The organism is Paenibacillus sp. ALE2, from assembly GCF_054113385.1.
On sequence record NZ_CM134213.1, the window covers coordinates 2,549,721 to 2,561,768 of the forward strand.

Annotated in this window: 9 protein-coding genes; 7 read left to right on the forward strand and 2 right to left on the reverse strand. The window is 48.7% G+C overall.

Translation table 11 applies throughout. The features are described from left to right. The first annotated feature begins 157 nt into the window (after nt 1-157). From ACXHJ1_RS10945 to ACXHJ1_RS10965, 5 genes are all read left to right on the forward strand, one after another. Nucleotides 158-1,282, forward strand: coding sequence for an NADH:flavin oxidoreductase (locus ACXHJ1_RS10945; protein ID WP_174821108.1), 1,125 nt, complete (start codon nt 158-160; stop codon nt 1,280-1,282). Nucleotides 1,283-1,384: 102 nt separating this feature from the next. After that, entirely contained in the window at nt 1,385-1,753 is a 369-nt protein-coding gene (locus ACXHJ1_RS10950; RefSeq protein WP_007432172.1) for an ArsR/SmtB family transcription factor, read from the forward strand. 186 nt (nt 1,754-1,939) lie between these two features. Continuing rightward, complete coding sequence (locus ACXHJ1_RS10955; RefSeq protein ID WP_457906059.1) at nt 1,940-4,369, forward strand: heavy metal translocating P-type ATPase; 2,430 nt, start codon at nt 1,940-1,942, stop codon at nt 4,367-4,369. Nucleotides 4,370-4,674: 305 nt separating this feature from the next. After that, the gene (locus ACXHJ1_RS10960; RefSeq protein ID WP_107734545.1) at nt 4,675-6,123 is read left to right on the forward strand and encodes a PEP-utilizing protein; all 1,449 of its coding nucleotides are present in this window, start codon (nt 4,675-4,677) and stop codon (nt 6,121-6,123) included. Between the two features lie 435 nt (nt 6,124-6,558). Then, nucleotides 6,559-8,541, forward strand: coding sequence for a heavy metal translocating P-type ATPase (locus tag ACXHJ1_RS10965; RefSeq protein ID WP_308810694.1), 1,983 nt, complete (start codon nt 6,559-6,561; stop codon nt 8,539-8,541). A gap of 163 nt (nt 8,542-8,704) precedes the next feature. Here ACXHJ1_RS10965 and ACXHJ1_RS10970 read toward each other — a convergent pair whose 3' ends face one another. Together ACXHJ1_RS10970 and ACXHJ1_RS10975 are read right to left on the reverse strand one after the other, a co-directional pair. Then, nucleotides 8,705-10,228, reverse strand: a complete 1,524-nt coding sequence (locus tag ACXHJ1_RS10970) for a DHA2 family efflux MFS transporter permease subunit (RefSeq protein ID WP_017425977.1) — start codon at nt 10,226-10,228, stop codon at nt 8,705-8,707. 9 nt (nt 10,229-10,237) lie between these two features. Continuing rightward, complete coding sequence (locus ACXHJ1_RS10975; RefSeq protein WP_016820318.1) at nt 10,238-10,873, reverse strand: HlyD family secretion protein; 636 nt, start codon at nt 10,871-10,873, stop codon at nt 10,238-10,240. A 135-nt stretch (nt 10,874-11,008) separates the two neighbouring features. On the opposite strand from ACXHJ1_RS10975, the gene ACXHJ1_RS10980 reads away from it, so the two are divergent. Both ACXHJ1_RS10980 and ACXHJ1_RS10985 read left to right on the forward strand, forming a co-directional pair. Further along, nucleotides 11,009-11,563: an NAD(P)H-dependent oxidoreductase gene (locus ACXHJ1_RS10980; protein WP_107734547.1), complete on the forward strand. Its 555-nt coding sequence runs from the start codon at nt 11,009-11,011 to the stop codon at nt 11,561-11,563. A gap of 10 nt (nt 11,564-11,573) precedes the next feature. After that, on the forward strand, nt 11,574-12,035 hold the full coding sequence (locus ACXHJ1_RS10985; RefSeq protein WP_107734548.1) for a hypothetical protein: 462 nt from the start codon (nt 11,574-11,576) through the stop codon (nt 12,033-12,035). The last annotated feature ends 13 nt before the right edge of the window (nt 12,036-12,048 follow it).

Consider the following 12,048-nt stretch of genomic DNA (forward strand, 5'->3'; position numbering starts at 1 on the left):
AAAGAGGAAGCGGCTCTATGCCGCTTCTTCTTTTTTTGTAAAGGGCCTGCTGAAATTAAACTGTGGCTTCTTGAACTCAAGTTTGCATGTGTGTAAAATGGAATTGTATAACAGAAGAGTGAAAAAGATAATACTAATGGAGAGTGAGGAAAACGTCATGAACACCGAAATATTGTTTAAACCTTTTAAGATAGGTAACTTATCGCTTCCCAATCGGATCGTTATGGCTCCCATGACACGAAATTTTTCTCCCCAAGGTGTTCCAGGACCTGAGGTTGCTGCGTATTATCGTCGTCGTGCGGAAAATGCTGTTGGATTGATTATTACGGAGGGAACGGCTATCAATCATCCCGCAGCTGTGGAGCACACAGGCATCCCTAACTTTTATGGTGAAGGGTTAAAGGGGTGGGCCAAGGTAGTAGAGGAGGTCCATGCGGCAGGTGGCAAAATTATACCGCAGCTTTGGCATGTGGGTACGGCCCGGAAAATAGGTGCGGATAACCAACCGAATCCCGAGGCATTGCCTGTCGGTCCTTCGGGTATTTCTCCCGCCGGAGAAAAGGTAGTTGAGCCATTGACGGAGGCGGAAATTGCGGATATCATCGCAGCCTTTGCTCAGGCCGCTACCGATGCCAAGCAGGTGGGGTTTGACGGCATTGAACTTCATGGAGCGCATGGCTATTTAATAGATCAATTTTTTTGGGATAAAACCAATAAGCGTACCGATCAATATGGAGGCGATTTGGTTCAGCGGACCCGGTTTGCGGTCGAGGTTATTGAAGCTTGTCGCCGTGCAGTGGGTCCGGATTTTCCAATTGTACTGCGATTCTCCCAGTGGAAGATGTACCATTATGGAGAAAAGCTGGCACAGACACCACAGGAACTTGAACAGTTTCTTGCTCCATTAGTGAAGGCCGGAGTGGATGTATTCCATTGTTCAAGTCGCCGTTTCTGGGAACCGGAATTTGAAGGCTCAGATCTAAATCTGGCAGCTTGGACGAAAAAGATAACAGGCAAGCCAGTGATTACAGTGGGATCTGTTGGTTTGGAGAAGGCCTTTTTAAGTGATTTGGAGAAAAATGATAATCGTCAGACTGAGCAATCCAGTAATGTAGAGGCCAGACTAGAGCAGCTCGTGGAGTTACTAGAACGAGAGGAATTTGATTTGGTTGCAGTTGGACGTGCATTGCTGGTTGATCCGGCATTTGCAGTAAAATTGCGTGATCAACAGATAAAAGAAATAATTCCTTACCGTGATGAAGTATTAAAAACGTTGAAATAAGAAAATTTCCGTTACAGGGCAAGCTGTAATATAAGCTATTCGTAAATTCTACGAATTTGCTATAATAGGAGCATCAAGTCGAAATACACGGGGTGAAAAAGGATGAATTCTGAAACGGAAGCTTTGGATTGCGAGCCGGCTTGTCACGGTTCAGATCAGGAAATTGAGCGCATAAAATCTTCCCTTGTTGAGGATTCCATCGCATACAAAATGTCGGAGCTGTTTAAGGCGCTGGGTGACCCGACACGGATTAAGCTGATTTATGCCCTGGCCCAAAAGGAACTGTGTGTTCATGATTTAACACAGGTGTTGAACATGGGCCAATCTGCGGTATCCCACCAGCTTCGTTATTTGCGCAACCTGCGTATTGTCAAACGACGCAAGGAAGGCAAGACAGTGTTTTATTCACTGGATGATAATCATGTGGAGCAGATTTTTTTGCAAACCCATCAGCACATATCACATCAATGATTTTTGACAAACCAACAGCAGGGCGCCAAGCAATTGGCGCTCTTTTGGTGCTTGTCCATTGAAGTTGATTTTTTTTGTTAATAAGGGCTATGATCATTGACTTTTACCCCTAAACCTGAATATAATGACCTTAACAAATAATATATGAACAGTTGCTCATATATAGCTAATTGGAGGCCAATTATTATGGATGCTCTAAAAAGAAATGAACGGCATGAATGGATTTTGGAAGGTTTGGATTGCGCCAACTGTGCTCTCAAAATTGAAAATGGAGTCAGTAAAATAGAAGGGGTCTTGGATTGCTCGGTCAATTTTGTAACAAAAACGTTGACGATGACCACAACTTCGGATCAAAAAGAAGAGGTTTTTCGCCAAACGGAACGGAAGGTTCATAGACTTGAGCCTCATGTTCGGATGGTTGCCAAAAGTGCCGGTGGACGCCTGCGCGAAGACAGCCGAAGCAGCGTTGGTGCCGCACAGGCAAGCTGCACAGAGGATTGCGCATGTGGTCATGAGCATGATGGTGAAGGACATAATCACAATGATGGACAGCATGGTGCTCACAGTCATGGTGGCCACAGCCATGAAGCGCATGGCGCGCACGATGGGCACGACCACGGTAATCATACACACGTACATCACAATCACCATGCAGTGCACGATCATGGTGAAGCTACCCATGCTCACTCACATTCGCACTCGCATGATGATGATAGCCATGCCGGGCATACGCATGATCATGGTACGGACGGTATGCGCCGTATGATTGCGCGTCTGTCCATAGGAGCGGTTATTGCAGCTGTTGCCTGGTGGTTACCTGTTGAAGGTGTGGGCAAGCTGGCTCTATTTTTAGTGGCATATATCATCGTTGGCGGTGATGTTGTCTTGCAGGCTGCACGTAGCTTGGTGCGTGGAATGGCCTTTGACGAGTATTTCCTGATGACGCTGGCTACGGTGGGTGCATTTGCTATTGGGGAATACCCCGAAGGCGTAGCTGTCATGTTCTTTTATCAAATCGGAGAGCTATTCCAAGGCATTGCAGTTAACCGTTCACGCAAGTCCATCAGTGATCTGATGGATATTAGGCCAGACTATGCCAACCTGAAGACCGCTGAGTCCGTACGGAGGGTGTCTCCAGAAGAGATTCGCGTTGGAGATTTGATCGTAATCAAGCCGGGTGAGAAGATCCCGCTGGATGGTAAGGTTGTAGAAGGTAAATCGCATGTCGATACCTCGGCGTTGACCGGTGAATCTGTGCCTCGTACCGTTGAGCCGGGAAGCAGTGTGATGAGTGGATTTGTGAACACGAATGGACTTCTGACGGTAGAGGTCAGCAAGGAATTTAGTGAATCTGCTGTCTCTAAAATTTTGGAACTGGTGCAAAATGCGAGTGCCAAAAAAGCGCCGACTGAAAAGTTTATCACGAAATTTTCCAGATATTATACTCCTGTAGTGGTTATTGTAGCGTTGTTGTTGGCAGTTGTTCCTCCGCTTGTTGTGCCGGGCGCACAGTTTGCAGATTGGTTATATCGTGCGCTTGTCTTCCTCGTTATTTCTTGTCCGTGTGCGCTGGTGGTGTCCATTCCACTGGGCTTCTTTGGCGGAATCGGGGCAGCCTCCCGTTCAGGTGTGCTGATCAAGGGCGGTAATTATCTTGAAGCCCTGAATCATGTAAAGTACGCTGTTTTTGATAAAACAGGTACGCTCACCAAAGGTGTGTTCCACGTGACCGGGATTTATCCTGCCGAAGCTTTTACGAAGGAAAGTCTGCTGGAGACTGCTGCATTGGCCGAGATGCACTCCACGCATCCTATCGCAGCTTCCTTGCGTGAAGCTTATGGCAATGAACTTCTAACGGAGCGAGTGCAGCAATATAGCGAAATATCCGGCCAAGGGATTCAGGCCCAGATCGATGGGCACAAGGTATTGGCCGGAAACGTTAAGCTGATGGAGCGGGAGCGTATTGCTTTTAATGTGGCGCAGCAAGCAGGGCCAATGGATGAAGGAACGGTCGTACATGTGGCTGTAGACGGAACGTATGCTGGCTGCATTCTGATATCGGATGAGGTTAGGGAGGATGCGGCCAAAACGATTGCTTCGCTGAAAAAGCTGGGGGTGGTCAAAACCATCATGCTAACAGGTGACAATCGGACAGTTGCCGAGGCTGTAGGACGTCAGTTAGGTCTGGATGAAGTACGGGCAGAACTGTTGCCTCAGCATAAAGCCGAAGCCATTGAGCAGTTGTCTGCAAGTAAAAAACCGAGCGATAAAATCTTGTTTGTAGGCGATGGAATTAATGATACACCTGTACTAGCTTTGGCAGATGTTGGTGTAGCGATGGGCGGTTTGGGTTCGGACGCTGCGATTGAAGCAGCAGATATCGTAATCATGAACGACGAGCCTTCAAGGCTGGTGACGGCGATTCATATTGCCCAACGCACACGCCGTATCGTATGGCAAAACATTATATTTGCGCTAGGTGTCAAAGCAGTATTTCTCACATTGGGCGCATTTGGTATTGCTACTATGTGGGAGGCTGTATTCTCCGACGTAGGTGTAACACTGCTAGCCGTATTAAATGTGATGCGTGTGCTGAAGATTGGTTCTGACGAATAAAAAGGGAACACCCCCGTTAACATTGGATGTAGACATCCTATGAAAACAGGGGGTGTTTTTATAGCAGCCTTTTTTGTGTAGACATGTGCTTTCAGCAGTATAGGGCCCTATTTTTCTCATATATCGTAGTTGCACAGAGATGTATAAATGTGGGGAGGGTCTAATACGTTTAAGGTAGGGACTTTATAAGTAAGACCCATGTAACATTCGGTTGGTCAGTAATAAGTAAGCGTTTTCTTTATTTGGAGGGGTACTCGAATTCGTGTGTGCCAACTTGCTGACGAAAGAAAGGATGGATTACTAGCATGGAGGCTAAACTGATGCATGTATTCGCAGAGCTGTTGGGTGGCATAAACAGCCGGGATTGCAACGTTCCAGAGTCAGGTATGGAGTCTACTACACGGAGATTGGCTATGGAGACGCTAAGAGCAGGAAGCCATCAAGTATCTGCTGCACAGGAGGAAGATCCATTGGGCTGGCTGGTTAGTTTAGCCGAGCAGGGTGCAATCAGTCGAGCGGAGGCATTGCTGGCTGCAAACCCGGAATTACTTGGAGAGCCGATGCTGAATAACGGCAATGATACAGTGCAAGCCATGGACACACTACTAAAATGGAGCGATGAATACAGCGACACCTCCATACGGCTTTATGCGGATGCTCCTGCAAGTATGAGTCGTAAAAGTACAGAGGAAGCATCAGGAATAGGTAGTCTTGACGGTTATAGTCTGCTGCATGGTCCATTGTCACTGGAATCCGGCCGCGTGAGGGAATTATGCTATGCCTATTTGGAAGCGGCAGAGTCTGGACAAAAGATTCATGCCCCTGACGGGGAGCCCGATCCCATCCTTGTTCCTGGTTCCCGTGCATCCGATACGTACACATCATTTAATAAAGCATCTGGTTTGCCTGGATTGTGTGAACATCTGTCCCGACGAATCATTGGCCTGCTGGAAACAGAGTACGAGGGCTTGTTTGAGTTGCTGGACGGATTGCCGCTGACTATAGCTTTGACTGAGCAAAACAATGCAGTGGGCATCGGAAGTCTGCAGGATATGCAGCTGGAGGCATTACTGCGTGCAGCGTTGCGGAGCATGCGCCAGGGGGGAGAACCACGGCTGGAGATTATGGTGCGCAATCCGACTGACCTCAACCAGTTCCAGACCATCCGGGACTGGATCGACGGCGTTGCCGAGCAAACGTTGTGTGGGCGTCTGCGATGCGTTCCATATCGGGTAGGTGTACTTTTGACGGTTGATGCAAGTTTGGTGCCTAATGCAGGCCATACATGGAGTGAGCAATCCGTACAGTCGGAAAAGTCGGCCAATGCTGATAGCATGTTCGAAGTGAGCGCACGACAGACCAAGCAGGCGGCTCAAGCCGCAGATTTGGCACGCTTTGCCGATACGGTCATTTTAGAAGTCATACCAGTTCCATCTGATGACAACAGAGCTGGGGGTTCGCTGATTCCATCCGTTGTTGACGGTCATGAGAATGCTAATGATACGATAAAACGCATAATGGAAGCTGTTCGGCGTGTAAAGCCCGAGCTTCCTATATGGGTGGCGATAGATGAAATTCACCAGTCCCTGGATGGGAATTGGATCTGGGAGAACGAACTGACGGGGGTCATTTGCTCGGATTCAACAGTTCCTGCTGTACGTCTTGCGGCTGCGCGTTGGAGACTGCAACAGCAAGCCAATCGTCAACACACTTCAGAAACTGCACACCCTCATGCGTGGAAGTTTCCACTATAGCCTGAAGATAACCTGAATTCATGTGATAGAGGATTTTGCAAAGATTCAGTAAGCGACTTTCAATGAACAATATATAGATCGAAATGGTCTAGTTCGTCTATATATTGCACTTTGGAGCGACTGGAATCGAATTTTGCAAATCCTGAATAGAACGCTTTGAAATATAGAGGATACCTGCGTTGTTTGCGCGGGTATCTTTTTTTATTTAGGCTATTAGCAGTTTACAAGCGGAAAAGAAAGGGTATATAATAAAACAAAAGTTTCTCTAAAGCAAAATAATTGTATAGATGCAAAAATGATTATCATTCTCATTGCCAAACATGCTGCTTCGGGCTTCCCGAAGCAGCATGTGCTATTTTAGGGCACTTAACAATGGATATCATTCTCAATGAGATGCAAGTACAAGGAACAAAAAATGGAAAGGAACGTGACAAGATGCAAGCAGTTCAACGATTACAAGATACATTGTCTCCCTCTAACCGAGCACTTTCAAAAAACAGTGGCAGCGGACGACCCGGTCCCAATCGCAAACCGCAATTTCAGCTCAAAAGCATGCTGAAAAATAAGGAGATGCAGGCTGCTCTAGGCAGTGGAATGCTAATGCTGATGGCATGGGGAGTCTCACATTGGTGGCAATGGCTATCCATCATTCTCTATGTAGTGTCTTATGCCCTTGGAGGCTGGTCCAAAGCCAGAGAAGGGATTGAAACCCTGATCCGAGAACATGATCTGGATGTTAATTTACTTATGATCGCTGCGTCTTTAGGAGCTGCGGCCATTGGCTACTGGAATGAAGGAGCCATGCTGATCTTTATTTTTGCACTCAGCGGTGCGCTGGAGAGCTATACCACCGAGCGCAGCAGTAAGGATATTTCCGAGCTCATGGCGTTGAAACCGGAAACGGCTTTGCGCTTGTCTCACGACGGAACAGAAACGGTTGACATTGAGCAGCTGTTACCAGGCGACCTGCTGCTGGTTAAGCCCGGCGAACTAATTCCGGCGGACGGCCGAATCTCCAAGGGGGTGTCGGCGGTGAATCAGGCATCCATTACCGGGGAATCTGTTCCGGTAAACAAAGAGGCAGGTGACGAAGTATATGCAGGCACCATTAATGGAGAAGGCGTGCTATATGTAGAGGTCAGCCAGTCCTCGGAAGATACTTTATTTTCAAAAATCATTCGTATGGTAGAAGAGGCACGGACCGAGGTTCCCGATTCCCAGCGGTTTATTAAAACATTCGAATCGGTATACGCCCGAATTGTTGTTGCCGTCACGCTGATCGTCATTGTGGGTGCACCCCTAGCATTAGGCTGGACGTGGGCAGCGGCTTTTTACAAGGCGATGGTGTTCCTTGTCGTGGCCTCACCTTGTGCGCTCGTGTCATCCATTATGCCGGTGATGTTATCGGCCATTTCCAATCGTGCCCGGCGGGGCATCCTGTTCAAAGGTGGCGCGCATGTGGAAAATATGGCATTAACTTCGGTTGTTGCTTTTGACAAAACGGGCACGTTAACGAAGGGCTCACCTGTGGTCACGGATTGGATTATCGCCCCAGATTACGATGCTGATGAGCTATTGCACATTGTCGCAACAATCGAGAGCTATTCCTTACATCCGCTGGCGCGAGCGATTGTAGCCAAAGCCGAAGCTGAATTGGGACAGAGAGAGCTGCTCACAGCCGAGCAAGTGCAGGCCCTTACCGGATGGGGAATGGAAGGCATCATAGGCGGGGTAAAATGGAAAATCGGTCGCACGAACGTGCTGGATGAACCTGGTCTTCTAGTAGAGCCAGAGTGGGTAGAAAGTCGAGCACGACTGGAAGCCGAGGGCAAAACCGTATCCATCATTCTCGCGAATGATCGGATTGCCGGGATGCTGGCGCTACGTGACGAGCTGCGTCCACAGGCACGAGAATCTGTGAAACGCCTGCAAGCGCAGGGGATTCGGGTCGTCATGCTGACTGGAGACCGCCCGGAAACGGCTGCCGCGATCGCGGCAGAGTCTGGAGTAGACGAAGTATATGCCGGCTTAATGCCGGAGGACAAAGTGAGTCATATTCGCATGCTGCGAGAGCAATATGGGCATGTCGTTATGGTCGGCGACGGTGTGAACGACGCTCCGGCTTTGACTGCAGCAACCGTAGGGCTGGGCATGGGGATGCATGGCAGTGGAGCAGCGCTAGAGGTTGCAGACGTGGTGCTAATGAACGACGGAATTGAGGAGATTGCTCCGACGATATCACTGGCGCGTAAGGCGCAGCGAGTGGTCAAACAAAATATGATCTTCGCGGTAAGTGTCATTGTGTTGCTGGTGATCAGTAATTTTGTGCAAAATATAGCCCTGCCATTTGGGGTCATTGGGCATGAAGGTAGTACACTGCTTGTCATTTTGAACGGCCTGCGCTTATTGCGGTCATAAGACTATAAACCAATTCACAAATCACAAGATTACAAACAGTCAGGAGCATTCAACCCTCTTACATCCAAGGGGGATGAATGCTCCTTCTTTCTTTGGTAGTGTTAGTCTATTTTGTATGCAAGGCAAAGTTTATCTCATACTTCTAATCGCGACTGCTGTACGCCTATCTACGACGCGGTGTAGACCGCCGCAAGAACAGGGAAAACAGTAATCCCGCCAGTGCAATTCCGGTTGCAATGATGAAGGCATCATTAATACCATGGATCGTCGATTCTGTAACAGCCCTTCCGTATACCTGTTGTATCGCGAGTGCAGAGCCGCTTTCCGCAGAAATACCCGCTGTTTGTGCGAGAGTTTGTCCCAGTTGTGATACGCCTTCCGTTACAGAGACATTGGCTGTGGTAGCTACATTCGCATAATCTGCCATATGAACCGTAGTCCGGCTGCTCATTACAGTAATGAGCCAAGCGGTACCGATAGATCCGGCGATTTGCCGTACTGTATTGGACATGGCAGTACCATGGCTGCCGAGATGTGGAGGCAACTGGTTGAGCCCTTCCGTCTGGACGGACATCATCAGCAGTGACATCCCGAAGCTGCGAATCGTATAGATGATCATAATATGTCCATAGGTGGTGGCATCGGTCAGCAGACTGAATTCCCATGTCGTGACTGCCGTAATGATTAGCCCGATGATCGCCAACGGTCTCGCGCCAATACGATCGAATACTGCCCCTGATATCGGTGACATCACACCCATCAGCAGTGCACCCGGCAACAGCAGCAGACCGGATTGCAGCGGTGTAAAGGCGCGTATATTTTGCAAATAGATCGGCAGTAGCAGCATCCCGCCGAACATGGTCATATTGACCGTAGCCCCAACCAGCGTAGATACCGTAAAAATATCATATTTAAATACACGGAATTCCAGCATAGGCTCCAACATGTTCAGCTCACGCACGACAAAAAACACAATAAACACGATCCCGAAAGCGAGCGAGAGTATAACTGTATTGCTGCTCCAGCCCTTGTCTCCAGCTGAACTAAAGCCATACAACAGAAGGCCAAAACCAAGGGTGGAAAAAATGGTTCCCAGCAGGTCAAAATGCGGTTTTGTCAGCTTGGACACATTTTTGAGCCAGCGCACAGCAAACAGAATATCAATGATCGCCAGCGGAATTACTAACAAAAATAGCAGCCGCCAACTGTAGTGCTCCACAATCCAGCCAGATAAAGTGGGTCCTACCGCCGGAGCAAACATCATGGCGATCCCCATGGTTCCCATAGCAGCCCCCCGTTTTTCGGGAGGAAATACAGTCAGGAACACGTTCATCACCACAGGCATGATGATGCCCGCACCGCTGGCTTGAATCACGCGTCCAACCAGCATAGGCGCGAAGCCGGTGCTGGCAGCGCAGACGACAGACCCGGCAGTAAATAACCCCATCGCGGATATGAACAGGGCACGTGTCCCGAATGACTCAATGAGAAAAGCGGTGATTGGAATCAAAATCCCGTTGGTCAGCATATATCCGGTGGATAGCCATTGAACGGTTGTGGCAGACACATTGAAGTCATTCATCAAGTGCGGAATCGCCACGTTCAGCAACGTTTGATTCAAAATCGAAATGAAGGCGCCTAGCAGCAGCACGGACAGAATACGTCCGACGGACATTTTTTGATCCATGACAGCCTCCTACTTGTGAACTCTGATCGTCGCACTCATTCCCGGGATAATTCCCAGCCCCTTGTAACCTTGAATGGAAATGGTAACAGGCACGACCTGCGTCACCTTGGTATAGTTGGCAGTGGTATTGGAAGTAGGCAGCAGTGAAAAGGTGGAGGCGGTCGCCAAACCGATCTTTTCGAGCTTACCGCTCAGGGACGTATCTGGGTAAGCATCAATATACACGTCTACGGTCTGACCTACCTGGAGATCCTGCACGGCCGTTTCGTCTATATTGGCAGTAATCCAAAGATTGTTCAGATCAAAGGCTTTCGCTAAAGGTGTACCCGCCCCGACTATCGAGTTGTTGACAGCCGTTTGCTGCACAACGGTACCATCAGTTGGAATCGTAACGCTAATTCGGCTTCCGCCTCCTTCAACACTGCCCAGCGTGCTGCCAGCGGTGTACGTCTTACCAACTTCAGCATTCCAACCTGTGAGCTTGCCCGCGCTTGGAGAGGCAACGGTAACCGCTTGTCCGCTCACTTGGGCATTATCGGTTTTTATGTAGTTGGCGGACTGATTGTAGTAATAGGCGGCGGCTCCACCTCCTGCCAGAATAATGATGATTACCAGCAGGTTAACTAATATGGCGCGCGAATTCATATTGTGCATGCCTCCCTAGTATTTTTGGATGTTCAAAGTATGCGTCAAAAGATTCATAATATTCAGATGGGTTTTGGGAAAGGTTAAGAGCGTATGCCAAAAGGAAGATCTTGCTGACAAAGGATGATGCGCATAATGACGACCAGAATCATGATTGTATATGACAGTGAAAATGGACATACGGAACGTCTCGCTCGCTCGATCGCAGAAGGGGCACGCCTGGATCAAACAGAAGTACTGTTGAAACATGTAAATGAGGCCGATGTGAATGAGCTTGTAAGCGTAGATGCGATCATATGGGGGTGCCCGGGTCATTTTGGTACCATCAGTAGCGGTCTGAAGAGTTGGATTGATAGGCTGGGGTATCTGTGGGCGCAGGGCAAGCTAGTGGACAAAATCGGGGCTGTGTTTTGCACAACCGCTACCGTTCATGGTGGATTAGAATCAACGCTGTTGAATTTGATTACTCCTATGCTTCATCAAGGTATGATTATTGTAGGCCTGCCCGCTAGCATCACAGAGAATGCGCTCTACGGCTCCTATTACGGCGTAGGGGTAACATGTCCGGTGGAGACAGACCCCGATGGGCCGCCCAACCTTCCAACGGGGGATGATCTTGCGTTAGGTCGCTCTTTGGGCAAACGGGTCGCTGAGATGGCGGGACGGTACCGTAACGCCGAAAGAGAATAGGAGGCCGCCGATGACCATTGCTTTTATTGTAGTAGCTGTGGTTGCCTTTATCTTTTTGCTGGTATTTAATACGAAGATGACGCGCAAGTCCTCGGCCAAGAATCGCCCCAACCAAGAGGAATCCCGGCAAAGAAGCAAACGTCCTTATCCTGTGCAGGTGGAACCCAAGGCGAATGAATTGACGGAGCATACGGGAGAGATCCAGACTAAGGATTCCGGCGTTGAAGAACATCGTGCAGAGGAGCAGCACAAATTGCCTGATATCCAAACGGATATAAAGGTGGAGAAAGATCGCGAGAATACAGAAGGTGCCTACGGGGACCAGGATTATCGTGCGGCTTTGCGTGGTTTTGCTGGAAAGAACGAAGAAAAGGATGGACATTCCCGACTCTCTAATGGAGAGAAGGAGAATTCCAAAAGTGAGGACGAGCAGTATCGTGAAGCACTGCGTTCCATGAACCGTAAAAAATGAGATCCCTTCATTT